Consider the following 23,038-nt stretch of genomic DNA (forward strand, 5'->3'; position numbering starts at 1 on the left):
TTTTAGGCATATTGCTTACTGGAGAGACAGATGGCATTAACCGCTGAGAAGAAGGCCGAGATCGTCAACGAATACGGCCGCGGCGATAACGATACCGGTTCCCCTGAAGTTCAGGTTGCACTGCTGAGCGCCAACATCAATGGCCTGCAGGACCACTTCAAAACCAACAAGCAGGATCACCACTCTCGTCGTGGTCTGATCCGCATGGTAAACCAGCGTCGTAAGCTGTTGGATTACCTGAAGCGTAAAGATTTTGAACGCTATCAGTCTCTGATTCAGCGTTTAGGTCTGCGTCGTTAAGCGTTAACGGCAACGATCAAAAACGGGCAGCCCCTTGTGGGCTGCCCGTTTTTTTGTTTCTGGTAGCCGTATGGCGCCACAGCGCCTAGAATGGTGGCGAGTCAAAACGACCCAAGCGAAAAGACAAGTAGATATTAATGTTAAAGGAAGTCGCCGTGAATCCGGTAAAAAAAACGTTTCAATACGGTCGTAGCACCGTCACCCTAGAAACTGGGCGTATTGCTCGCCAAGCCACTGGCGCCGTTATGGTGACCATGGATGAAACCGTCGTACTGTGTACGGTTGTGGCTAAAAAAGAAGCAAACCCCAATCAGCCTTTCTTCCCACTCTCGGTACACTACCAAGAGAAAACCTACGCAGTGGGCAAGATCCCCGGCGGCTTCTTTAAGCGCGAAGGGCGTCCTACTGAGAAAGAAACCCTTACCTCACGTCTGATTGATCGTCCGATCCGTCCGCTATTTCCTAAAGGGTTTATGAACGAAGTGCAGGTTATCTGTACTGTTCTGTCGACTGATCGTAATCATGACCCTGATATCGCAGCCCTACTGGGCACCTCGGCAGCGCTGGGTATTGCTGGTGTGCCGTTCAACGGCCCGATTGGCGCGGCACGCGTGGGCTTTAATGAAGAGCAGGGCTACTTCCTAAACCCAACCGTTGAAGAGCTGACTACCTCAGAGCTGGACATGGTTGTTGCTGGTACCGAAAACGCCGTATTGATGGTGGAGTCGGAAGCTCAGGAACTGCTTGAAGACGAAATGCTTGGTGCCGTGCTGTTTGGTCACCAAGAAATGCAGGTAGCCGTTAGCGCGATTAAAGAGCTGGTCGCTGAAGCTGGCAAACCGCGTTGGGATTGGCAGCCTGCTCAAGAAAATGTAGCACTGAAAACGGCCATGGCCGATGCCTTTGAAGCCAAGGTAGGTGATGCTTATCGCATTACTGACAAAATGGCTCGTCAAGATGCGCTGTCAGCGCTGAAAGATGAAGCGGTTGCACAGTTGGCCACTGCTGAAGGCGAAGAAGTAGAAGGTAAGTTCAGCAAAGATGACGTGAAAGGTGCGTTTGCTGGCCTTGAAAAGCGCGTTGTACGCTCTCGTGTCGTAAAAGGCGAGCCCCGTATCGATGGACGCGACAATGCCACTGTACGTCCTCTAGCGATTGAGGTGGGTGTACTGCCTAAGACACACGGTTCGGCAGTATTTACCCGTGGTGAAACTCAGGCCATCGCCATTGCTACCTTGGGCACCCTGCGCGATTCGCAGCTGATCGAGTCCCTGGAAGGTGAGCGTAAAGACCGCTTTATGCTGCACTACAACTTCCCTCCTTACTGTGTTGGTGAAGCCGGCTTTATGGGCGGCCCGAAGCGTCGCGAAATTGGCCATGGCCGTTTAGCACGCCGTGGCGTTCAAGCGATGCTGCCGTCAGAAGACGTTTTCCCCTATACCATCCGTGTGGTATCGGAAATCACCGAATCTAACGGTTCTAGCTCCATGGCGTCAGTGTGCGGCTCCTCGCTCGCGCTGATGGATGCTGGTGTACCATTAAAAGCACCGGTGGCAGGTATTGCCATGGGCTTGGTGAAAGATGAAGACGGCTATGCGGTATTGACCGATATCCTGGGTGACGAAGATCACCTGGGCGATATGGACTTCAAAGTTGCCGGTTCTGAAGAGGGCGTTACTGCTCTACAGATGGACATTAAGATTGAAGGCATCAATGAAGAGATCATGGAGAAAGCGCTGCAGCAGGCTCATGATGCTCGCCTCAGTATCCTTGCTCAGATGAACGACGTGATCAGTCAAAGTCGTACCGATGTGTCGGAGAATGCTCCGTCTATGGCGACAATCAAAATTGATCCGGACAAGATTCGTGATGTGATCGGTAAAGGCGGCGCGACGATTCGTAAAATTTGCGAAGATACCGGCGCTTCTATTGATCTAGATGATGATGGCACCGTGCGCATCTACGCCGAAGATAAAGCCGCAGCCAAAAAAGCGATCGATACCGTGCTGGCAATTACCGCAGAGGCGGAAATTGGTAAGCTTTATAACGGTAAAGTAGTTCGCATTGCGGACTTTGGCGCTTTCGTTAATATCATGCCGGGTACCGACGGCTTGGTTCACATATCGCAAATTGTTGCCGAGCGCGTTAACAACGTGCGCGACTTCTTAAATGAAGGCGATGATGTGATTGTGAAAGTATTGGATATCGACAACCGCAATCGTGTGAAACTCTCAATCAAAGAGATCACCGAGGAAGAGAAAGCAGCTTTTGCCGCTGCCGAGGCGGACGTCGCTAACTAAAGCGATGTAGACGTAACGGCCGCCCCCGCAGCTTTCAGTTGCGGGGGCGGTGCCGTTTTATAGGCAGTATAGGAAAAGAGAAGAGAACATGGAGAAGGAGCAAGCGCCGCGTTGGTGGGCGGTAGTGGCCGTGATGATCGGCATTTTTTTATTGGTGACAGCTGAGCAACTGCCTATAGGGTTATTGTCCCAGGTGGCGTCGTCAATGGGTGTCACGCCAGGTATGGCGGGCCTTATGGTGACCGTGCCGGGAGTTGTTGCCGCTTTCTCAGCGCCTCTGTTGCCGGTCGCGGTAGGCCGTCTAGATAGACGCATTATGCTCACGGTGATGATGATTGTGATGGTGATTGGCAGCGCGCTTTCAGCAGTGGCCAGCAATTTTGGGTTACTACTGGCAGCCCGTGTGTTGGTGGGCATTAGTATCGGTGGGTTTTGGGCCATTGCGGGCAGCATTGCCCCAAGGCTGGTGCCCAGCGATCAAGTTGCCAAGGCCATGACGATTATTTTCGGTGGTGTGGCCGCTGCGTCAGTATTGGGGGTGCCGTTAGGCACGCTGCTTGGGGACCTGAGCAATTGGCGGGTGGCGTTTGGTGCGCTAGGAGGGCTGAGTCTTTTAACCGCCATTGCACTATGGTGTTGGCTACCGCCACTGCCGCCAAGAGAGCCGGTACGGTTGCGTATGTTAGCGCAGCAGTTTAGCAATCGCGGCGTGCGTGTCGCGGTGTTAACCACTGGCTTTGTCGTAATTGGGCACTTTGCTGCTTATACCTTTATTAGCCCCATTCTGCAGGAGATTAGTGGCGTGGCTCAGCGTCATGTTGGCAGTTTGTTGTTGCTATATGGGGCGGCCGGGATTTTAGGTAATATCGCGGCAGGTATCTTTGCTGGGCGTCACCCTTATCGGGCGGTGCTGGCCATTCCTAGCTTGTTACTGTTAGTTGTGGCTATTTTCCCGCTACTGGGAGTTCAACCTACCAGCGGCGTACTGCTGCTAATGGTATGGGGGGCTGTTTTTGGCAGCGTATCAGTAAGTATTCAAACCTGGATTATACGTACGGCACCTAATACCGAGGCTGCTACCGCGCTGATGGCCTTTACCTTTAATATGTCAATTGGTTTAGGAGCCATGTTTGGTGGACGTATCGTTGATGGCACTAGCCTGCCGATTGCTATGTGGGCGGCATCAGTGCTGTTTTTGCTCGGGGCTTTACTGGTATGGCGAACGCCTTCGAGCATTGTAGGGGAGAAGCGTCGCTAGTCCTTAAAAAAGCCGTAAAAATAAGCTAACAAAAATGCCCCCGCTAAGTAGCGGGGGCATGACGTTTAACCGTATTGAAAAAGTGGTTAAGGGCGCTCAATCGCCAGTGCGACGCCTTGGCCGCCGCCGATACACAGGGTGGCTAGGCCTTTCTTAGCATCACGCGCAATCATTTCATGCAGTAAGCTAACCAAAATACGACAGCCAGAAGCACCGATCGGGTGGCCTAGTGCAATAGCACCGCCATTCACGTTCACTTTGCTGACATCCCAGCCCAACTCTTTGTTGACTGAAAGCGCTTGAGCAGCGAATGCTTCGTTAGCTTCTACTAGGTCAAGGTTGTCCAGGCTCCAGCCCGCTTTTTCGAGGCAGCGGCGGGTGGCCGGAGCTGGGCCAATGCCCATAATTGCTGGGTCAACGCCAGCGTTAGAGTAAGCGGCAATACGCGCCAGTGGCTCTAAGCCAAGTTCTTTGGCTTTTTCTGCTGAGCAAAGCATCACCACTGCAGCGCCATCGTTTAAGGAGGAGGCGTTACCGGCGGTAACGGTGCCGTCTTTCTTGAACGCGGGGCGCATACCACCTAGCTTCTCAGCGGTAACTTCCCGTGGGTTCTCATCCGTATCAAACACCACTGGATCGCCTTTGCGCTGCGGAATTTCCACAGGAACGATCTGGCCTTTGAATTTACCATCTCTGATAGCTTGCGCTGCTTTTTGCTGAGAGGCCGCCGCGAACTCGTCCATCGCTTCGCGAGTGATACTGTATTTTTCCGCTAGGTTTTCCGCGGTAATACCCATGTGATAGTTGTTGAATGCATCCCACAGGCCATCGTGAACCATGGAATCAATCGCTTTCCAGTCGCCCATGCGCTGACCGTTACGCGAGTTAGGCAGGATGTGGGGGGACGCAGACATGTTTTCCTGTCCACCTGCCAGAATAACGCTGGCGTCACCGCAACGGATGGCCTGGGTAGCCAAGTGCAGGGCCTTGAGGCCTGAGCCGCATACCTTGTTGATCGTCATGGCTGGAACGGCATCAGGCAGACCAGCTTTGATAGCCGCCTGGCGCGCAGGGTTTTGGCCTACGCCAGCTGTCAGCACTTGGCCTAGCAACACTTCATCAATTTGCTCTGGGGCAACGCCGGTAGAGGCGAGAATGTCTTTAATAACCAATGCACCTAAATCGCTAGCAGGAATGCCAGCGAGTGATCCACCAAAGCTTCCTACGGCGGTGCGGCGAGCGGCGACAATAACCACGTCTTGCATATGATGACTCCTTGGGTAAGTAACGCAACGTTCCGAGTGAGGACAGAGGCTTCAGGGGAAGCGGACTCTCCATTGTTGTTAGCATGTTGTGTCGAACTTATCTATCAGCATAGGGGAAGGTTGTGCATTGCGGCAATACGCTTTTTTAGGCAAATAAAAACGGGCCGTAAAACGGCCCGTTAAATAGCTGCTTACTCAACTGCTTGGCTTACGCTAATTGGACAGGAATCGCATTGCTGGTGTGGCTAACGTGATTGCCTTCTTGCAGATAGACAAGCGCAGGCTGATGCTTTTCAAGCTCTGCTTCGGAGTAGTGAGCGTAACTACAAATAATAATCCGATGCCCCGGTGAGGCTAAATGCGCGGCTGCACCATTGATGGAGATTAGCCGAGAGCCTTCTTCTCCACGAATCGCGTAGGTAGTGAAGCGCTCGCCGTTTTCCACGTTATAGATCTGGATTTGCTCGTTTTCGCGAATACCGGCCATATCCAGCAATTCCCCGTCGATAGCACAGGAACCTTCGTAATTGAGTACCGCGTGGGTAACGCGAGCCATATGCAGCTTGGCTTTAAGCATAATCGTGTGCATAGAAACTCCTAAATAGCGAAACTAGCTTACGCGCTAGTGTCAGTGGCAGCGTCTGGGAGCTGCACGCTGATGTTGTCAATAAGTCGAGCGGGGCCTAGCTTAGCCGCTGCTAGTAGCACGGCACTGCGTGTCGAGCTGCTCACAGGAGCAAGCGTTGCGTCACGTAGCTCAAGGTAGTCAGGCGTAAAGCCAGCATCATACAGTGCCGTTTTACCCTGTTGTAGTACCTCTTCGATGGAGGTGCCGCGCTCTAACGCATCGCGTAGCTCGCATAAGGTGCGATATAGCATGGGGGCTTTTGCGCGCTCAGACGCACTTAAATAACCATTACGAGAGGAGAGCGCTAGGCCGTCATCAGCGCGCACAATCGGTACGCCGATAATCTCGATAGGCATGTGTAGATCACTCACCAGCTTACGAATGACCGCAAGTTGCTGGTAATCTTTTTCACCGAAGCAAGCTACATCCGGCTGCACCAGATTAAATAGCATGCTGACCACGGTAGAAACGCCATCAAAGTGCCCAGGGCGCGAGCCTCCGCACAACCCTTCACCTACGTCGGGGACATGCACGAGAGTCTGGGCAGCCAGGCCATTGGGGTAAAGCGCGCTGACGGTGGGGGCGAAGAGAATATCGCAGCCAGCATCGGTCAACTGCGCTTGGTCTGCCTCGAGCGTCCGTGGGTAGGCGTCCAGGTCTTCCCCGGGACCGAACTGCATTGGGTTCACGAACAGGCTTGAAATGACGACGTCAGCGTGCTGACGAGCATTGGCCACAAGCGCCAAGTGGCCTTGATGCAGGTTGCCCATGGTGGGCACTAAGGCAATGCGTTGGCCACGCTGGCGGTATTCGCGGAGCGTGCTACGTAATTCGTTGATATCTCGTAAAGTGCGCATAAAGGGGCCGTGGTCGTTCCAGTTGGCGCTTAAAAACAGTGCTCAGCGGCTGGGAAAATACGGGTTTTAACCGCTTCATGGTAGTGTGCAAATGCGCTTTGAATGCTTTCAGCATCAGCCATGAAATTCTTGACGAAGCGCGGCGTGCGGCCATGAGTAACGCCTAGCACGTCGTGCATGACTAGAATTTGGCCATCGGTATCAGGGCCTGCGCCGATACCAATCACTGGGACGTCTAAGGCTTCAGTTACCGCTTTGCCAAGACTGGCTGGTACACACTCCAGCAAAATCACGGAAGCACCTGCCTCAACGAGCACTTTGGCATCATTGATAATTTGTTCGGCCTGGGCGGCTTCGCGGCCTTGCACTTTATAACCACCTAGCTGGTAGACCGTTTGCGGTGTTAACCCAAGGTGGGCGCATACCGGAACGCCGCGGCGGGTCATCTCACGGATACCGTCGGCCATCCATGCTTCGCCTTCGACTTTTACCAGTTCAGCGCCAGCACGCATCAATGCGGCAGAATCTTCTAGCATGCGCTCTGTAGTGGCGTTGCTCATAAACGGCAAGTCCACCATCAACAGGCTATGGCCTTTACCACGCGCCGTGCAGCGTGTGTGGTAGCAAATATCTTCCATAGTCACGGGAAGCGTACTAGTGTGCCCTTGTAAGACCATGCCTAGGGAATCGCCGACTAGCAGAACATCAACGCCTGCAGCGCTGGCGGCATGGGCAAAAGAGGCATCGTAAGCGGTCAGGCAACTGAACGTTTCGCCGGCGCGCTTATACGCCTGCAGAGTGCTCAGGGTGACGGTTTTCATGGCGTGCTCTCGTAGTTTCTAAGTGGGCCGATGCAACGTGGGCAGCCGACCATTATTAACGTTGCATCCTTGCAAGCGTGAAGTGGCGTAACTGGCAATTGTTACCTGAATGGGGGCTTGGTGTCGAGATTTGTGTCAGACGGTAGCAGTCACGGTAGCATTTGGATTGTCTAACCGTTGTATCCCACTTTGCTCAAGCTGCTTCAGCCACTCAGCAAGCGGCTGTTGATAAAGCACTATTGGCTCTAATTGAGTAGCAGACACCAGTTCTTCAAGAGGCGCTAATACAAAGGCGCGTTCATGCATATGGGGATGAGGAACCTGAAGCCTAGGGCGCGCGATCGTGTCTTGATCGTAAAGCAGCAGATCTAAATCCAGCGTGCGCGGCCCCCAGTGGCGCAATCGCCGACGGCGGTGGCGTTGCTCTAGCCCTTGAAGCTGGTCCAGTAGTGCCAGCGGAGAAAGCGTAGTTTCAAGGGCGGCCACGGCGTTAATGAAGTCAGGCTGGTCCTGTGGCCCTATTGGCCGTGTAGCGTATAGGGACGACTGGGCCACCAACTGGCAAAGAGGCAGTGTGTCCAGTTCTCGTAGGGCTTGGCGAATGTGGCTGACGGGGTCATCCAGATTGCTACCTAGACCAATATAAGCAAGTGACATTGTGTTCTTACTGCTCTGTTTTACGTGGTTTGCGTCGTTTTTTACGTCGACGGTCCCCCTGGCTTGCCGGATCACTTCCCACTTTTTGCAGCAGCCGAAGTTGCTCGTGCTCATCACCTTGCTGGAAGGCATTCCACCAATCGCCTAAGCCACGCGGTATTTCACCTGCTTGTTCACGCAACAGCAGCAAATCGTAGGCGGCTCGGAAGCGTGGGTGTTCGCGGGTTTGAAATGCCCGTTTGCCACGGCGCAGAGGAAGGCGTGCCTGTAGTTCCCAAATATCGCGCATCGGCATGCCAAAGCGTTTGGGAATCGAAATATGCTGTAACTGGCGAGTGACTACCTGCTGGGCGGCAGTTTGCAGCGCTGGAATTGCGGGCATGCCTTCGCGCTCAAGCTCGGCTTGACGGTGTGCCACTGGCGCCCACAAAAAGGCGGCTAGCAGAAAGGCTGGCGTAACTGGCCGGCCTTCCGCAATGCGCTTATCGGTGTTAGTGAGCGCTTGCTCAATCAGATCTTCGGCCCAAGCAGCATCCGCCATGGCTTCTTCCGCTTCGGGGAACAGCATGCCAAACAAGTTGTAATGGCTCAGTAAGCGGAAAGTAATTAAGCCGTGTCCCGACATGAATAGCTTGAGTACTTCATCAAACAAACGGGCGGGAGGAATTTGCAGTAACAGCGGCGCTAGATCATACATCGGCTCTTCAGTGGCTGGCTCGATGGTGAAATCGAGCTTGGCCGCAAAGCGCACCGCACGCAGCATACGTACTGGGTCTTCCCGATAGCGGGTAACGGGGTCGCCAATCAGTCGCAGCGTACGTGACTCAATATCACGCGCGCCGTTGGCAAAGTCATGAATCGTGAAGTCAGCGATATTGTAGTAAAGCGCATTCACGGTGAAGTCGCGGCGTAGAGCGTCTTCTTCGATGTTGCCCCACACATTGTCTCGCAATAGCAGGCCATCGTCAGACTGCTGGGCGATATGATCGCCGTGCTCGTCCTGAGGCTTGCCGCGGAAAGTGGTAACTTCAATGACTTCGCGACCAAAGCGCACATGCACAATGCGAAAACGCCGACCAATCAGCCGCGAATTGCGAAACAGATCGCGCACCTGTTCCGGCGTTGCATTCGTGGCAACGTCGAAATCTTTCGGCATTTTGCCCAGCAATGCATCACGAATGCAGCCGCCAACTAGGAAGGCATCAAATCCAGCGCCATTAAGGCGATACAGCACCTTTAACGCGGCCTCGCTGATTTGCTGACGAGAAACAGGGTGCTCGGAGCGCGGAATAATACGGGGACTGAGCGCATCAGCGGCGCTCTCTGGGGAATCGAGCAGGGATTTCAAGTGCTCTCCCGGGCTATGTAATAAACGGGTAAATCCTTTAAACATGCGGCGATATCGACTCGCAGGGTATCGAAAACAGTATTATCGAAAACAGTATCGAGAAACGTAGCGAAAAAATGACCGCAAGGTTAGCGGTAAGTTGCTGAGTGTAGCCGACCCCTTGAGGCTTGCAAAGCACTGGAGCAGGGTTTGTAAAAGACGACTGCTTTAAACGCGGAAAGGGGAGGCTACAAGAGCCTCCCCTATAAAGCAGACAATCAGCGTCCATGCTGTTGTTTTTCTTCATGATGGCACATCGCTCTGAATACGCACCGCAGTCGGTAGGCGTGAGAACCAGTCTGATTCCGACCGCCTCGTATTCAAAACAATAATCCAACCGCGAACTTTTTCTCCCGGCGTGTTGTTATTGGTTCCGGGGTGTACACACATGCTGCTGTTGTTTTTGTTTGGAAGCAGATTCTTTGTGTACGTCGCGTCCTTTTTTGGGCACTTGCTGACTGTTGTTATTGTTCGCTGCGCCTATTCTGCTTAGCGCTAGCAAGTCGTGAGACTCAAGCCTGTTGTTCTTGTTAGTACTATGATCTCTGCCTGGCCCTGTTGTTTTTGTTTTGGCTCAGGTTGGGGCGGTGTCATGTTGTTTTTGTTAGCGACGTCCGCGCTGCCCATTTTGTTCTTCTTGCCCAGTAGTATTGCACTTGCTGTGCCACCCATATTTTATTCTTTTATTTTCATGGGCTTGTAATTTATTGGCTATGCCAGGGAACTAATCGCAACGCATAGTGTTACCCGTTTTTAAGGGATTTTTGGGGCGTGTTGTGTGGGAAGGTAACAGTGGCTGATGGGAAAGTTTTGGATATTTCTTATGCAAATCAATCTATTGGACGTTAGTCGTAGAGGGCGAGGTGGTGAATGGCTAATCATAGGTATTGCCGCCACCTAATTGGGTCGGCGTGCGGTTTTTTTACGTGGAATGCCTAGGCGCTGGCGCCTCTCCCATAAATTTTTACGGCTAATTCCCAGTTTTTGGGCCAACTCGGTTTCACTCATTTGATCCTGATGTTCCAGCACAAAATGCTGAAAATAGTCCTCGAGCGAGAGGTCGTCGTCATCGCCACTCGGCGCTGACGATTCATTGGCTAGTGCGGAGCTGTTACCTGCAGAAGAGTGAGGTCGGTTGGTAACAGGGCCAAGGCCTAGGTCGTCAGGGTGAATCAAATGCCCCTCGGCTAGAATTACACCCCTCTCCAGTGCATTCTCAAGCTCGCGTACGTTACCAGGCCAAGGGTAGTCGCGTAGGTCCTGTCGGGAAGCCCGTGACAAACGAAGCCCTTGGCGATCATGACGTTTGCAGGCTTTATCTAACAGGATATCGGCTATCTTCAATACGTCTTCTTCACGGTCGCGCAGCGGTGGCAATTCAATCTGCATAACGTTGAGGCGATAGTAGAGATCTAGTCGGAATTCCCCGCTTTTTGACAGAGCGCGCAAGTCCCTATGGGTGGCGGCGATCAGGCGAACGTCCACATGGCGTGTTTCGACGGAGCCAATTTTGCGGATTTCACCTTCCTGGAGTACGCGTAACAGCCGTGCTTGGGCATCCAGTGGTAACTCGCCGATTTCATCTAAAAACAGGGTGCCACCGTCGGCGGCTTCCACTAACCCAGTTCGGGCAGCGCTAGCGCCGGTAAACGCTCCTTTCTCATGTCCAAAAAGCTCTGACTCAATCAGCGTCTCAGGTATTGCCGCGCAATTCACACAAATCAGCGGTGCTTTGGCGCGTTTGCTTTGCTGATGAATGGCCCGAGCTACGAGCTCTTTACCTGTGCCGGATTCTCCTTGAATCAGCACGGTAACGTCTGCCGGGGCTGTTTTGCGAATGCGCGTGTAAACCTGCTGCATAGCCGTGCAATTGCCGATCATCGTTTGACGCCCACCTCCTTCATCGGTGATATCCGGAGGCGTGCCTTGCTGCATCGACTGCTTATGCAGAATGCGTTCGACGGTTTCTAAAAGCTCGGTGTGATCAAATGGTTTAGCAACATAGTCCACAGCCCCTTGCTTAAGCGCGTCGACTGCCGAACGCATGCTGGCATAGCTGGTCATTATAAGTACCGGCGCGGGTGCTGCGGCCTCAATTAGGGCGGTGCCAGGATCACCTGGCAGTCGCAGGTCGCTAATGACTAGATCAAACTCGCTAGGCGTCAGCTCACGTGCTTCTTCTGCGCTGCCCGCTTCGCTGACGGTATAGCTGTGACGTTCGAGTAAACGCTTTAAAGCGCTGCGAATAATCGCTTCATCTTCAACAATCAGTATCCTGGGCATGAGGTAGGTGATCATCCTGTTGGTAAAGCGGTAGCCAAAGCGTGATGGCAGTGCCGCGAGGCTTTCCTGGAGGTGGTGACGCAACCTCTATTTTGCCTTGGTGCTCATTGATAATTTGGTAGGCCAACGAGAGCCCAAGCCCCGTTCCTTGACCCGCAGGCTTGGTCGTGGTGAACGGCTCGAAAAGGCGATGCTTCACGCTTGGGTCAATGCCGTGGCCATCATCAGTGACTCGCCACCAAGCATGGCTTGCCTGTTTGCCTGCTTCAATATGAACCGTGCCCTGAGCGTCGCAAGCGTCTTTGGCATTGCTCAGTAAGTTGACCATGACCTGGGTTAATCGCTGAGCATCGCCACGCACCACGATGTCATCCGGACAGTCATTGGTAAAGCTTACATCCTCCCCCGAGCGCGCTAAATGGATCAAGTGCAGCGCATCTTCGCTAACGGTAGAGAGCGAGGCGGGGGATGCCGGCAGTGGCAGGGTCTGACGGCCACCGTGGGCAAAACCGACCAGCGAGTTAACAATCTTGGTGACTCGTTGGGTTAACTGTTGAATTTGGTCAGCCGTTTCCAGCAGCGCTGGGTCATCGGTATCGTAGCGCAAGTTTTGGGCCAGTGACGAAATACCCGTGATAGGGTTGCCTATTTCATGTGCCACGCCTGCCGCAAGTTGCCCTATGGATGCCAAACGCGCTGCGTGGACAAGTTCCTCTTCTAGCCACTTCATTTCAGTATGGTCTTCTACCAAAATCACGCTGCCGCCACGGCTGTCGTGTCCGCTTAACACCGCTTTGTGAAGGGTGAGGAAGTAATCCTTGCCATGTAGTGACACTGCTTGTTTATACAACGGCGTATGGCTGGCGTTGAGTACGCTACCGAGCAAATTTGGCCAGGGCGGGGGCAGGCTATCTCGGCGTGAGCCAATCACACTATCGCCGCTAATCCCAGAGAGTGATGAAAGCGCCTCATTCCACATTAACAGCTCATCATCGTCGCCTAGCACGCACAAGCCTACGGGCAAGTAGGCTAGCGTTTGCCGGTGATGGCGGCGCAAGCCATCCAGTTCCCGAGCCAACCCAGTGAGCCTAGAGCGGTAAGCTTCAAGGCGGCTTTCAACAAAATGAATATCGTCAGTGACCGGTGCGTCGTCGTGGCGGTAGGGCAAGTAACGATCAACAATATCTCGCGCAACGGAAGGCCCCATTAAACCGGATAGATTCGCCTGGATTCGGTCGCGCAAGCGGCGCAATGCATAGGGGCGACGCTCCTGAGGTGTCAGGTTTAGCGCTGCTAGTGCGCGGTCAACTTCACGGCTGGCAGCTTCATCGCCCAACGCTTGGGCAAGATAAGTAGGGAAGTCTCCCGCCGTAGCTGCTTCCAGTGGTAGGCGTTTTGAACGAATGACCGCATCTACGGAGCATGCCTCAGCCGCAGAGCGTTCTCCTTCTGAGATGCGGGTAAATAACGACACAATGAGAAGCAGTAAAATATTCACTGCTAAAGAAACAAGCGTAACGTTATACCAAATGGGCGCATCCGCAGACATCAGGGGAGTGAGGGGCAGCGAGAGTGTGGGGAGATCAAGCAAAAGCGGCAACCATAAGCCCCACAGCCAAATGATGATGCCGCTCATTAGCCCGGCGATCATGCCCTTGCGGTTCGCACCGGGCCAGTATAACAACGCCAGCATGCCAGGCAGGCACTGTGCCATGCCTACAAATGCAGCGAGCCCCAAGTTTGTTAGCGAATGGTAGCGACCGACGCTTTCAGCAAATAGCCACCCGCCCGCAATTACAGCGACGACTAAACCGCGACGTAGCCAGAGCAGCCAGCCGTATAAATCGCTACGCGCCTCCGGGGGGCGAGCCACTAGCACCACGTGGTTTAGCACCATGCCTGAAAGAGCCAGCGCGATCATCATCATGGTGCCACTGGCGGCGGCAAGGCCGCCAATGAAGGCTAGCGCTCCCACCCACCAATGCTCTGACATCAAGAAGGCGGCGTAGGCTGCAACGGGAACCGTTTCGTTTATCGATTGTGCAGCCCACCAAATCAACGGTACTGGCAGTGCCATCAGTAGCAAAAATAGCGGTAATGTCCAACTGGCTTGGAGCAGGGTGTGACGAGAAAGGCTTTCTGCAAAGGTAATCTGAAACAGGTGCGGCATCATGAAAGCGGCCGCAAAGAACAGCAGTAGTAGCGTACGCCATTGGGGAGCCTCAAATTGCGGCGTTGCGGCTTGGGCTGCGGCTCCAGGCCCTTCTAACCACTGCTGTAATCCGTGAGGCCCATCAAATACCCACCACAGTGCAATGGCACCTAGCCCAAGCATCGCAAGTAGTTTAATGATCGATTCAAAAGCAATCACGCTGAGTAGCGTATCGTGACGATGTCGATGGCTGTGGCGTGCGCCAAACAACACTGCACAGCCTGCGATCACACCGCAAAACAGCAGGGTGGCCGCCGCGCTATAGCGGCTGCCGGTGAGCAAGTAGACCGCATCGCTTAAGGTTTGCACCTGGATGCCCAGCAGCGGCATCACGGCTAGCAGGCTGATCAGCGTTACCAGAGTGCCTGCCCAGCGGGATCGGTAGCGAAACGCAAATAGATCCGCGAGTGAAGAGAGCTGGTAGGTACGAGTAATGCGTTGTATGGGCACAAGCAGTACGGGCGCCAGCAGAAAAGCCCCGGCTGCACCGAGGTAATATGCCAGGTAGCCAAAGCCTGCTTTCGCCGCAAGCTCCACACTGCCATAGATTGCCCACGCGCTGGCGTATACGCCCAGCGCCAGGGTGTACACAATAGGGTGGCGCGTAATGCGCACGGGCACCCAGCCACGCTCAACGGCCATGCCGCAGGCAAACAGTAAGGCAAGATAGCCTAGGCCCAGCAGTACTACTCCTAAAAGCTCAACGCTCATCTAACTTCCTTTTTTGCTCAAGCCATAGCGTTAGCGCGATCAGACCGCCCCAAATAGCAAATGGGCGATACCAGGCAACGCTTGGATCTCCCCAGCCGTCCATCAGTAACGGCGAAAGCAAATAGCCGCCAAACACCAAGAACAGCAGTATGCGATAAACGTACATATTAAAACTCTGATTGATAGCGGCGGTGGGTGGTAGCGACAAGCTTTTCAACAGACCAGTGTGCTATTGCCCAGTTTAGTTGTGTTTCGGGTGGCTCTTGAACCAGCGTGTCAGGTGGGGCCTGATCGAGTAGTCGCAGTGCTTGAAACAGCTGTTGGCGAATGCCGTCGGCGTCTGCGGCTAATGCAGGGGCCAGGTTTTGCTTAGAAAGCTTTTGACCCTCTTGAGTAACCACGAGCGGTAAATGTAGGTAGCTGGGGGTTGATAAGCCAAGCGCTTGCTGCAACTGGCCTTGCCAAGGCGTGTTATCCAGCAGGTCATAACCGCGCACAATATCGGTAATGCCTTGATCAGCATCATCCACTACGACGGCAAGCTGATAGGCCCAAAGCTGATCTTTGCGTTTCAGCACAACATCGCCCAAAACGGCAGGGTCGAACTGTTGGAAACCAAAAAGCCGATCCTGCCAAGTAATAGGGCGCTTTGCCAGGTCGCTGCGCAGCCGCCAGGCAACCGGCTTTGTGGCATCACGAACGCTCTCGCGGCACCAGCCGGGATAGATTGAAAACGCTTGCCACTGCTTTCTCGAACAGCTACACGGGTAAGCCAAACCTTGGGCAGCCAGTTGATCGAGCGCCTGCTGATAAGCCTCATCACGGTGATGCTGCCAGCGGACTTCTTCATCCCAATGAAGCCCAAAGGCGTCAAGCTGACGCAGAATTGTATCAGCAGCGCCTTCGGGGCAGCGGGGCGGGTCGATATCCTCAATGCGTACCAGCCACTGCCCGCCAGCAGCGCGGGCGTCTAAATAGCTGCTTAGGGCGGCCACTAACGAGCCAAGATGCAGTGGCCCTGACGGTGTGGGAGCGAAACGTCCCCGGTAGTGCGTGGTATGGGTCATGACAGCCCGAATCAATTGTTCAAATAGCGCCAGCGATTAACTACGATGATAAGTACAGCTATAAATACAAGATGACAAACAAAAACGGGCACCTCAAGGGTGCCCGTTGGACGCTTTAGCTTGTAACAAACTAGCAGCTTGTAGCGTATTCGCGCCGTTGGTTAGCCACCGAGCTGTTTTTCTTTAAGCTCTGCCAGCGTTTTACAGTCCACGCATAGCGTTGCCGTGGGGCGGGCTTCAAGGCGGCGAATGCCGATTTCAACGCCGCAGGCTTCACAAAAGCCGTAGTCGTCTTCATCGATTTTTTCGATGGTTTCGTTAATCTTTTTCAGCAACTTGCGTTCGCGATCCCGAGTACGCAGCTCCAGACTGAAGCCCTCTTCTTGAGTGGCGCGGTCAGCGGGGTCAGCGTAGTTATTAGCGTCTTCCTGTAGGTGGCGTACGGTACGATCCACCTCTTCCATGAGATCTTGTTTCCAGTCTAGAAGGAGCTGGCGGAAGTGCGCGAGCTGCTTCTCGTTCATATACTCTTCGCCCGGTGCTGGCTCATACGGGGTGAAGGACTTGGACGCTTCCGGTTTCTTTTCCGCTACTGGCATGGGAGTGCCCCTTACGTATGTGACTGCTGATCGACCATGAGCGTGTGTCACGATCTCACGCCAAAGGGATGCTTGTTTAGCTGAAAAATGCGCGCTATGCAAGCATAATAGCGCATTTTCGACCATGGTCTTGCCTCTTCAACGACCTGCGTCATGATTTCTCTACCATTTAGTGAAGGAACCGATATGGCCTGGAATTCACGTGTAAATCACGTTGCACCTTTTCGCGTGATGCATTTATTGGAAATGGCCCAAGCTCGAGAGGCCGAAGGCCACGATGTGATTCACCTAGAGGTCGGCGAACCTGATTTCGCGACGCCGGCACCGATTGTAGCAGCAGGCCAGCAAGCGTTGGCAACAGGCAAAACGCGCTATACACCTGCGGCAGGCCTAGCGTCGCTGCGTGAGGCGATTTCAAGACATTACGCCGAGCATTTTAATGCCACCGTTGAGCCTTCACGTATTTTGGTAACTCCTGGGGCCTCTGGAGCGCTGCTGCTGGCTAGCCAATTACTGGTCGAAACAGGCAATCGTGTTTTGATGGCCGATCCCAACTATCCGTGTAATCGTCACTTTATGGCCCTAGCTGGCGCAGACATTGATGCCATTCCCGTGGGTCGCCAAAGCGGTTGGCAGTTAACGGCGCCGTTGATTGAACAGCACTGGCAAGCTAAAACGAGTTTAGCCATGCTGGCCTCCCCGTCTAACCCTACGGGACATACGTTATGCGCTGAGGCGCTAACTGCGGTCATCAACACGGTAGCTGCGAAAGGCGGTGACGTGATTGTCGATGAGATTTACCAAGGCTTGAATTATGACGATGCACCACTATCGGCGACATCGCTTTCCGACCAGGCCTTCGTGGTTAATAGCTTCTCTAAATATTTCGGCATGACAGGCTGGCGCTTGGGCTGGTTGGTGGCGCCTGAACATGCCGTCGAGCCGCTTACTAGGCTGGCGCAAAACGTCTTCCTTGCCGCGCCAACACCTTCCCAGCATGCGGCGTTGGCCGCCTTCACTCCAGAGTGTCGAGATATTTTGGAAGCGCGTAGATCGACGCTTAAGCAGCGACGCCAAGTGTTGTTGGATGGGTTAGCGCAGTTGGGGCTTGCCCCGGACCTGCCACCTCAAGGGGCTTTTTATCTGTGGTTGGATATTTCTCATTACAGCCGAGATAGCCAAGCATTCTGTGAGCGGTTGCTGGTTGAGGAGAACGTGGCAATCACCCCGGGCATTGATTTTGCGCTGGAGGGCGGCGAACACCATGTGCGCATTGCCTTTACTAACAGCGTTGAACGGTTGCAGGAGGCCGTAGAGCGCATTGGCCGTTTCGTGAGCCGACTATGACGACCTATCCTGAGTTGGTGCCTGGGGTGTTAATGCGTCGTTATAAGCGCTTTTTAGCCGATGTAAGGCTGGAGAGTGGCGAGGAAGTCGTTGCCCATTGCCCCAACACGGGCTCAATGAAGGCGGTGAATGTGCCCGGTTGTCGAGTGTGGCTGTCACGGAGTGATAATCCCAAGCGCAAGCTGGCCTGGACCTGGGAATGGATTGAGTTGCCACAGTCAGAGGGCGCCTTGGCGCTGGCTTCTGTCCACACTGGTCGCGCCAACCGCATCGTGGAGGAGGCCATTTTAGCCGGTGATATTGTGCCATTGGCAGGCTATCAAACGCTCAAGCGGGAAGTGAAGATCAGTGACGCAAGGCTCGATTTCCGGCTGAGTGATCCTGATAAGGGCGAGGTTTTTATTGAAGTTAAGCAGGTCACCCTTAAAGAAGCCGATGGACATGGTTATTTTCCTGATTCGGTCAGCGTGAGGGGCACCAAGCATTTGCATGCATTAACCGCGCTGGCCGAGCAGGGCGAAAGGGCCGTGCTGCTGTTTTGTGTCGCCCATGAAGGTATTCACGATGTAGCCCCAGCGGCCCACATCGATCCCATCTATGCGGCGGCGCTAGCCGCAGCGGTAGATGCTGGAGTTGAGGTGTTGGCTTACGGTATTACGCTAGATTGGCAGGCAGGAGCTCCGGTAGCGGTGCGATTAGCAAGACCTCTACCGGTGCGAATTTAACGCTCGATATAAAAACGTTGAATAAAGCTGACCCGCTCAGGGCTGGCATTACGGTCGTAGCGAACGTCAAGGTTAAAACGCGTGGGCTCGTCGTGGCGCAGGGCAAAGGTGGCCAAGTGATAAGTGGCATCACCATCGTGCACAGTACGAAAGCTTAGCGATTCTTGGACGTCGGTGAGGCCTGTCACGTGGCCTTGTACGCTAGCGTTAACGGCGCGGGTGCTGCCGTCCTCTTGGCGTTCGCGTACGCTTACATTAACCAATCCGTGACCTGCGCTGCGCTGAATGCCGTGCGCTTGGGCAACTTCTGGGGTGAGGAAGCTGGTGGCCACAGCACTGTAATGGATCTCATAGTCGCCTATCCGTACCAACTGCTCAGCTACCGCTTGTGTGGCGAGGAGCAGTGAGCAAAGCAGCGTAGTAAGCAGGGTTGTTCTGCGTAACGCTCGATAAACCATGGCAGGTCTCCTCTTATGGGTCGATATGGCTAGTCAACGTAAAATAAATTAGCGACGGCGCACTCTAAAAATAGCAATTTCACCGAACAAGTTGGGCCACCACTTGGATGTCCAGTGCCCTTTGTGATCGCCAACCCCTACCGCGCGATCAACAATCACCAATCCTTTTTCACGGCACAGATGCTCGAAGTCGTTAAAGGTAGAAAGGTGGATGTTGGGTGTGTCATACCAGGCATGGGGTAGAGATTTAGAGACCGGCATATAGCCACGTAGGCCAAGATGAATTCGGTGTCGCCAATAAGCAAAATTAGGAAAGGTGATAATGCCTTCCTCGGCGACGCGTAACATTTCATCAAGCATTTTATCTGGGCGGCGTAGCGCCTGAAGCGCTTGGGTCATAATGACTTGATCATAGCTGTTGTCGCAGAAACTACCCAAGCCATCATCCAGGTTATGCTCAATAACGTTCACGCCCCTGGCGACACACTGGGTAATACCGTCGGGGTCGATCTCTAAACCGTAGCCGGTAACATTTTTCTCCTGCGCTAAGCGCTCAAGCAGAGCACCATCACCGCAGGCTAAATCCAGCACGTGAGCCCCTTGGGGCACCCAGTCGTAAATCAGTTCAAGATCCGCACGCATTACAGGGTCTCCTCCCTGGCTGTTTCTTCGATATTCAGCTCTCGGGCTATGCGAGTCATAAATGCGCTGAACAGAGCGTGGTAACGTGGCTCGGGCAGTAAGAAGGCATCATGCCCGTGAGGAGAGTCGATATTGGCATAGCTAACCGATTTGCCAGCGCGGGTGAGCGCGTCGACGAGTTCTCGAGAGCGAGAAGGTGGGAAGCGCCAGTCAGTCGTAAAACTAACAACCAGAAAAGGGCACTTTGCTGGTGCTAGTGCGCTGGCTAGGTCGCCTGCTTGAGTGGCTGCGGGATCGAAGTAGTCAAGGGCCTTGGTCATTAACAGGTAGGTGTTAGCGTCAAAGGCGGTGGAGAATGTATCGCCCTGATAGCGCAAATAAGACTCAACCTGGAACTCGACATCAAACCCAAAGTTCAAATCGTTGCTGCGCAAGTCGCGGCCAAATTTACTGCCCATTGCATCTTCGGAGAGGTAGGTGATGTGGCCCACCATGCGTGCCAGTTTCAAACCACGCTTGGGGACCGTGTCGTGCTCTGCATACCAACCGCCGAAGAATTCAGGGTCAGAGCGAATCGCCTGACGAGCCACTTCGTTAAAGGCAATGTTCTGGGCGGAGAGCCGGGGGGTGGCGGCAATCACTACCGCATTGGCGACACGCTCAGGGTAAGTCATTGTCCACTGAAGCACCTGCATACCACCCAGGCTACCGCCCACTGCTGCGGCCCAACGCTCAATGCCCAGTTGATCGGCCAGACGCGCTTGGCTGGCTACCCAGTCACTGACAGTGACCATGGGGAAATCAGGCCCCCACTGGCGGCCGGTTTCAGGGTTGTGACTAACAGGGCCTGTGCTGCCATGGCAGCCGCCCAGATTGTTTAGCGATACCACAAAAAAACGGTTGGTATCGATAGATTTTCCGGGGCCGATATGAGCATCCCACCAGCCAGGTTTGCGGTCTTCGTCACCGTGATAGCCCGCTGCATGATGGTGTCCCGATAAAGCATGGCAGATCAACACGGCGTTACTACGCTCAGCGTTTAACGTGCCGTAGGTTTCGTAGATAAGCTCGTACTCAGGCAGCACCTTGCCACAAGCGAGCGGCAGCGGCGTATCAAATTTCGCTACATGGGGGGTGACGAGGCCAACGGAGTCCGCCGGCCGGTCAACGAAAGTGAGAGTGTCTGAATCAGGCATCGAAAGCGCTAGTCCTGCAAAAAATAAATCCTGCTAAAAAGAGGCCCTGGGGAATGTTGCGCAGTTACAGCCCAACCAGTGCGCCAGAGATACCCGCAGCGCGGATCAAGGACCCCACTACTAAGCCATCCACCAAATTAATCGCAATAAACACCACGATGGGTGATAAATCGATCATGCCCAGCGGCGGAATGACTTTCCGAACAGGAGCCATAATGGGCTCGACTAGCTGCATCACCAACAGCGCGCCTGGGTGGCTAGCATTTGGGGCGACCCAGCTCAGAATAATCATCACAATCATGGCAAAGAAATAGATCTTTAATATGGCGTTAGCCAGTGCCGCAATGCCCGCAATCAGTAGTCCTGGTATAGGTGGCATGCCAACGCCAATCACCATGAAAATGGCCAACATGCTAACCACTTTCAGCACAAAGCCCGCGGCCAGCGTGGCAAGGTCAAAGCGCCCAGCGACGGGACCTAAGAAACCCTGAAATAGCCCTACAACAGGCTGGGTAATTTTAACCACTGATTGGCTAAGCGGGTTGTAATAATCCGCCCGCGATGCCTGCAGCAAAAAGCGCAGCATCAGTAAGAATAAATAAATATTGATTAACGAGTTAACAAGCATTAACCCGGCACTGCCCACTTGACTACCCATTGCTGCCTCTCCATTGCAAAGTTGCGTATTTAGTTGGCGCTAAGTTCCTTGGACATTGCTTCTGCGCGCTGGGCACAGGCCTGCATGGCGTCGGCGATGGTGGCGCGTAGTTGCGCATCTTCCATGTGCTGAATAGCACGTTCTGTCGTGCCGCCTGGCGACATAACATTTTGTTTGAGTGTGGCCGGGTCTTTGTCACTGCGCTGGGCCATAGTGGCGGCGCCCAGTGCCGTTTGAATAGCCAAGCGTCGCGCTGTGGCGGCAGGCAAGCCAAGTTTGACAGCGGCTTCTTCCATCGCTTCAAACATCAGAAAGAAATAAGCTGGCGCACTGCCGGATACCGCGGTTACCGCATCAAGCAGGCTCTCTTCTGCAACCCACTCCACAATGCCAACCGCTTCCATAAGCTGTGTTGCTAGCGTGCGTTGCTCCTCACTCACCGCGCTATTGGCATATAAGCCGCTGGCGCCGATGCCGACCAATGAAGGAGTGTTGGGCATGCAACGAACCAGCGCATTATTACCGCCTAGCCATTGATCAATTGTGGCTGCATCGAGGCCTGCCGCGATAGAAATAATCAGCGGTGATTGCTGTTGTACGTTATCCCGCATCGCTTCACATACGCTGCGCATAATCTGGGGTTTTACCGCGAGTACGACCACGTCGGCGTCTTCGACGGCGGCGTCATTATCGGTGTTTGTGTTAATTCCTAAGCGTGCTGCTAAAGGCGTTAGCTCGCTTTCATTAGGTGCGGTGGCAGTGATGTCGCTAGGAGACACACCACTATCGATGAGGCCGCCGATAATGGCGCTGGCCATATTGCCTGCGCCAATGAAGGTAATCTTGCTCGCCATGTGGGTATCCTTATTGGGTAAAAAAGCTGCATCGGGCAGCATGGGCTGTCAGTCGTCTTTACGCTCTTCAATTAGCAGTGTTATTGAGTAGCGTGTTGAGTGGTGCGTGCGCCAAAAATCGCTGTTCCTAAACGTACCAGCGTTGCGCCCTCTAAAACAGCGGCTTCTAAATCGTCGCTCATCCCCATCGATAACGTATCCAGTGGGGCATCCGGTAGCGCTGCCTGAAGGGTTTCCAGTAGTTGTCGCAAGGCCGCAAGCGGCGCCCGCTGTTCTGCAAGGCTGTTAGCTGGGGCCGGAATCGCCATGAGTCCACGTAGACACAGCCGTGGCAGGGCGGCCACTTCTTTCGCAAGTGCCATTACCTCATCGGGCATGACGCCCGACTTAGAAGCCTCGTGGCTAATATTGACCTGCAAACAAATGTTGAGTGGTGGTAAGTGTTCCGGACGTTGTTCGCTAAGCCGTTTGGCTATTTTTAAGCGGTCAACGCTATGTACCCAAGCGAAGCTTTCTGCCACTGCGCGGGTTTTGTTGGACTGTAGTGGACCAATAAAATGCCACACAATATCGTCTAAGTCGGCCAGTTCGGCTTGTTTTTCCAGTGCTTCTTGCAGATAGTTTTCGCCGAATTCACGCTGCCCATGCTTCCAGGCTTGGCGAATCATGGAAGCGGGCTTTGTTTTACTAACGGCTAGCAGCGTTGCGCTATCGAGTGGGCGTTCAGCCTTTTTTAATGCGTTACTCAGGCGTTCGCGGGCCTGGGCGAGTGACTCGGGAAGCGCGATATCTGTCATACTCAAGCACCTTACC

22 protein-coding genes are annotated in these 23,038 nt (G+C 53.9%); 5 read left to right on the plus strand and 17 right to left on the minus strand.

The window, feature by feature from the left end; genetic code table 11:
- The first annotated feature begins 30 nt into the window (after window positions 1–30).
- From rpsO to ACN06F_RS01750, 3 genes are all read left to right on the plus strand, one after another.
- On the plus strand, window positions 31–300 hold the full coding sequence (gene rpsO, locus ACN06F_RS01740; RefSeq protein WP_009723734.1) for a 30S ribosomal protein S15: 270 nt from the start codon (window positions 31–33) through the stop codon (window positions 298–300).
- Window positions 301–437: 137 nt separating this feature from the next.
- Window positions 438–2,600, plus strand: coding sequence for a polyribonucleotide nucleotidyltransferase (gene pnp, locus ACN06F_RS01745; protein ID WP_038480720.1), 2,163 nt, complete (start codon window positions 438–440; stop codon window positions 2,598–2,600).
- A gap of 88 nt (window positions 2,601–2,688) precedes the next feature.
- Entirely contained in the window at window positions 2,689–3,858 is a 1,170-nt protein-coding gene (locus ACN06F_RS01750) for an MFS transporter (RefSeq protein ID WP_095604441.1), read from the plus strand.
- Window positions 3,859–3,944: 86 nt separating this feature from the next.
- Here ACN06F_RS01750 and ACN06F_RS01755 read toward each other — a convergent pair whose 3' ends face one another.
- The 11 genes from ACN06F_RS01755 to dksA all read right to left on the minus strand — a co-directional run bounded on the left by ACN06F_RS01755 (window position 3,945) and on the right by dksA (window position 16,345).
- Window positions 3,945–5,123 carry an acetyl-CoA C-acetyltransferase gene (locus tag ACN06F_RS01755; protein WP_433924561.1) on the minus strand — a complete coding sequence of 393 codons (1,179 nt, stop codon included), beginning with the start codon at window positions 5,121–5,123 and terminating at the stop codon, window positions 3,945–3,947.
- A gap of 208 nt (window positions 5,124–5,331) precedes the next feature.
- The gene (gene panD, locus ACN06F_RS01760) at window positions 5,332–5,712 is read right to left on the minus strand and encodes an aspartate 1-decarboxylase (RefSeq protein ID WP_038480729.1); all 381 of its coding nucleotides are present in this window, start codon (window positions 5,710–5,712) and stop codon (window positions 5,332–5,334) included.
- 26 nt (window positions 5,713–5,738) lie between these two features.
- Window positions 5,739–6,608, minus strand: coding sequence for a pantoate--beta-alanine ligase (gene panC, locus ACN06F_RS01765; protein WP_198349513.1), 870 nt, complete (start codon window positions 6,606–6,608; stop codon window positions 5,739–5,741).
- A gap of 29 nt (window positions 6,609–6,637) precedes the next feature.
- Window positions 6,638–7,429: a 3-methyl-2-oxobutanoate hydroxymethyltransferase gene (gene panB, locus ACN06F_RS01770; RefSeq protein ID WP_095604443.1), complete on the minus strand. Its 792-nt coding sequence runs from the start codon at window positions 7,427–7,429 to the stop codon at window positions 6,638–6,640.
- 135 nt (window positions 7,430–7,564) lie between these two features.
- Window positions 7,565–8,086, minus strand: a complete 522-nt coding sequence (gene folK, locus ACN06F_RS01775; protein WP_433924562.1) for a 2-amino-4-hydroxy-6-hydroxymethyldihydropteridine diphosphokinase — start codon at window positions 8,084–8,086, stop codon at window positions 7,565–7,567.
- Between the two features lie 7 nt (window positions 8,087–8,093).
- Window positions 8,094–9,479, minus strand: coding sequence for a polynucleotide adenylyltransferase PcnB (gene pcnB / locus ACN06F_RS01780; protein ID WP_038480742.1), 1,386 nt, complete (start codon window positions 9,477–9,479; stop codon window positions 8,094–8,096).
- A gap of 891 nt (window positions 9,480–10,370) precedes the next feature.
- Window positions 10,371–11,756, minus strand: a complete 1,386-nt coding sequence (locus ACN06F_RS01785) for a sigma-54-dependent transcriptional regulator (RefSeq protein ID WP_038480746.1) — start codon at window positions 11,754–11,756, stop codon at window positions 10,371–10,373.
- Complete coding sequence (locus ACN06F_RS01790) at window positions 11,734–14,679, minus strand: ATP-binding protein (protein ID WP_038480749.1); 2,946 nt, start codon at window positions 14,677–14,679, stop codon at window positions 11,734–11,736. The genes ACN06F_RS01785 and ACN06F_RS01790 overlap by 23 nt, the downstream gene beginning before the upstream one ends.
- On the minus strand, window positions 14,669–14,845 hold the full coding sequence (locus ACN06F_RS01795) for a hypothetical protein (protein ID WP_009723722.1): 177 nt from the start codon (window positions 14,843–14,845) through the stop codon (window positions 14,669–14,671). Before ACN06F_RS01795 ends, ACN06F_RS01790 begins: the two co-directional genes overlap by 11 nt.
- Window position 14,846: 1 nt before the next feature.
- Complete coding sequence (gene gluQRS, locus ACN06F_RS01800) at window positions 14,847–15,746, minus strand: tRNA glutamyl-Q(34) synthetase GluQRS (RefSeq protein WP_038480752.1); 900 nt, start codon at window positions 15,744–15,746, stop codon at window positions 14,847–14,849.
- A 161-nt stretch (window positions 15,747–15,907) separates the two neighbouring features.
- A complete protein-coding gene (gene dksA / locus ACN06F_RS01805) occupies window positions 15,908–16,345 on the minus strand; it encodes an RNA polymerase-binding protein DksA (RefSeq protein WP_009723720.1) in 438 nt (145 codons plus the stop codon).
- Between the two features lie 186 nt (window positions 16,346–16,531).
- On the opposite strand from dksA, the gene ACN06F_RS01810 reads away from it, so the two are divergent.
- Together ACN06F_RS01810 and sfsA are read left to right on the plus strand one after the other, a co-directional pair.
- Entirely contained in the window at window positions 16,532–17,692 is a 1,161-nt protein-coding gene (locus tag ACN06F_RS01810; protein ID WP_433924563.1) for an aminotransferase class I/II-fold pyridoxal phosphate-dependent enzyme, read from the plus strand.
- Window positions 17,689–18,417 carry a DNA/RNA nuclease SfsA gene (sfsA, locus tag ACN06F_RS01815; RefSeq protein WP_095604448.1) on the plus strand — a complete coding sequence of 243 codons (729 nt, stop codon included), beginning with the start codon at window positions 17,689–17,691 and terminating at the stop codon, window positions 18,415–18,417. The genes ACN06F_RS01810 and sfsA overlap by 4 nt, the downstream gene beginning before the upstream one ends.
- Here the strand turns inward: sfsA and ACN06F_RS01820 are convergent.
- From ACN06F_RS01820 to ACN06F_RS01845, 6 genes are all read right to left on the minus strand, one after another.
- Window positions 18,414–18,875, minus strand: a complete 462-nt coding sequence (locus ACN06F_RS01820) for a DUF4426 domain-containing protein (protein ID WP_038480760.1) — start codon at window positions 18,873–18,875, stop codon at window positions 18,414–18,416. The genes sfsA and ACN06F_RS01820 overlap by 4 nt on opposite strands.
- 48 nt (window positions 18,876–18,923) lie before the next feature.
- Entirely contained in the window at window positions 18,924–19,517 is a 594-nt protein-coding gene (gene metW / locus ACN06F_RS01825; RefSeq protein WP_038480763.1) for a methionine biosynthesis protein MetW, read from the minus strand.
- Entirely contained in the window at window positions 19,517–20,713 is a 1,197-nt protein-coding gene (gene metX, locus ACN06F_RS01830) for a homoserine O-succinyltransferase MetX (RefSeq protein ID WP_038480766.1), read from the minus strand. Before metX ends, metW begins: the two co-directional genes overlap by 1 nt.
- A gap of 64 nt (window positions 20,714–20,777) precedes the next feature.
- Window positions 20,778–21,371 (minus strand): YggT family protein, encoded by a 594-nt coding sequence (locus ACN06F_RS01835; RefSeq protein WP_038480769.1) that lies wholly within the window; start codon window positions 21,369–21,371, stop codon window positions 20,778–20,780.
- 29 nt (window positions 21,372–21,400) lie between these two features.
- Window positions 21,401–22,225 carry a pyrroline-5-carboxylate reductase gene (gene proC / locus ACN06F_RS01840; protein WP_433924564.1) on the minus strand — a complete coding sequence of 275 codons (825 nt, stop codon included), beginning with the start codon at window positions 22,223–22,225 and terminating at the stop codon, window positions 21,401–21,403.
- Window positions 22,226–22,305: 80 nt separating this feature from the next.
- A complete protein-coding gene (locus tag ACN06F_RS01845) occupies window positions 22,306–23,022 on the minus strand; it encodes a YggS family pyridoxal phosphate-dependent enzyme (RefSeq protein WP_433924565.1) in 717 nt (238 codons plus the stop codon).
- Window positions 23,023–23,038 lie beyond the last annotated feature (16 nt).

Origin of the sequence: Vreelandella sp. 21, assembly GCF_050995515.1 — a bacterium.
Lineage (GTDB): Bacteria > Pseudomonadota > Gammaproteobacteria > Pseudomonadales > Halomonadaceae > Vreelandella > Vreelandella alkaliphila.

Excerpts from the sequence above, each read along its gene's own strand:
- folK (WP_433924562.1), bottom strand. The coding sequence starts at position 8,086 with ATGTCACTTGCTTATATTGGTCTAGGTAGCAATCTGGATGACCCCGTC.
- ACN06F_RS01755 (WP_433924561.1), bottom strand. The coding sequence starts at position 5,123 with ATGCAAGACGTGGTTATTGTCGCCGCTCGCCGCACCGCCGTAGGAAGC.
- metX (WP_038480766.1), bottom strand. The coding sequence starts at position 20,713 with ATGCCTGATTCAGACACTCTCACTTTCGTTGACCGGCCGGCGGACTCC.
- panC (WP_198349513.1), bottom strand. The coding sequence starts at position 6,608 with ATGCGCACTTTACGAGATATCAACGAATTACGTAGCACGCTCCGCGAA.
- ACN06F_RS01845 (WP_433924565.1), bottom strand. The coding sequence starts at position 23,022 with ATGACAGATATCGCGCTTCCCGAGTCACTCGCCCAGGCCCGCGAACGC.
- metW (WP_038480763.1), bottom strand. The coding sequence starts at position 19,517 with ATGCGTGCGGATCTTGAACTGATTTACGACTGGGTGCCCCAAGGGGCT.
- ACN06F_RS01790 (WP_038480749.1), bottom strand. The coding sequence starts at position 14,679 with ATGAGCGTTGAGCTTTTAGGAGTAGTACTGCTGGGCCTAGGCTATCTT.
- ACN06F_RS01820 (WP_038480760.1), bottom strand. The coding sequence starts at position 18,875 with ATGGTTTATCGAGCGTTACGCAGAACAACCCTGCTTACTACGCTGCTT.
- gluQRS (WP_038480752.1), bottom strand. The coding sequence starts at position 15,746 with ATGACCCATACCACGCACTACCGGGGACGTTTCGCTCCCACACCGTCA.
- ACN06F_RS01750 (WP_095604441.1), top strand. The coding sequence starts at position 2,689 with ATGGAGAAGGAGCAAGCGCCGCGTTGGTGGGCGGTAGTGGCCGTGATG.
- ACN06F_RS01785 (WP_038480746.1), bottom strand. The coding sequence starts at position 11,756 with ATGCCCAGGATACTGATTGTTGAAGATGAAGCGATTATTCGCAGCGCT.
- pnp (WP_038480720.1), top strand. The coding sequence starts at position 438 with ATGTTAAAGGAAGTCGCCGTGAATCCGGTAAAAAAAACGTTTCAATAC.
- ACN06F_RS01795 (WP_009723722.1), bottom strand. The coding sequence starts at position 14,845 with ATGTACGTTTATCGCATACTGCTGTTCTTGGTGTTTGGCGGCTATTTG.
- panB (WP_095604443.1), bottom strand. The coding sequence starts at position 7,429 with ATGAAAACCGTCACCCTGAGCACTCTGCAGGCGTATAAGCGCGCCGGC.
- proC (WP_433924564.1), bottom strand. The coding sequence starts at position 22,225 with ATGGCGAGCAAGATTACCTTCATTGGCGCAGGCAATATGGCCAGCGCC.
- dksA (WP_009723720.1), bottom strand. The coding sequence starts at position 16,345 with ATGCCAGTAGCGGAAAAGAAACCGGAAGCGTCCAAGTCCTTCACCCCG.
- ACN06F_RS01835 (WP_038480769.1), bottom strand. The coding sequence starts at position 21,371 with ATGGGTAGTCAAGTGGGCAGTGCCGGGTTAATGCTTGTTAACTCGTTA.
- panD (WP_038480729.1), bottom strand. The coding sequence starts at position 5,712 with ATGCACACGATTATGCTTAAAGCCAAGCTGCATATGGCTCGCGTTACC.
- ACN06F_RS01810 (WP_433924563.1), top strand. The coding sequence starts at position 16,532 with ATGGCCTGGAATTCACGTGTAAATCACGTTGCACCTTTTCGCGTGATG.
- sfsA (WP_095604448.1), top strand. The coding sequence starts at position 17,689 with ATGACGACCTATCCTGAGTTGGTGCCTGGGGTGTTAATGCGTCGTTAT.
- rpsO (WP_009723734.1), top strand. The coding sequence starts at position 31 with ATGGCATTAACCGCTGAGAAGAAGGCCGAGATCGTCAACGAATACGGC.
- pcnB (WP_038480742.1), bottom strand. The coding sequence starts at position 9,479 with ATGTTTAAAGGATTTACCCGTTTATTACATAGCCCGGGAGAGCACTTG.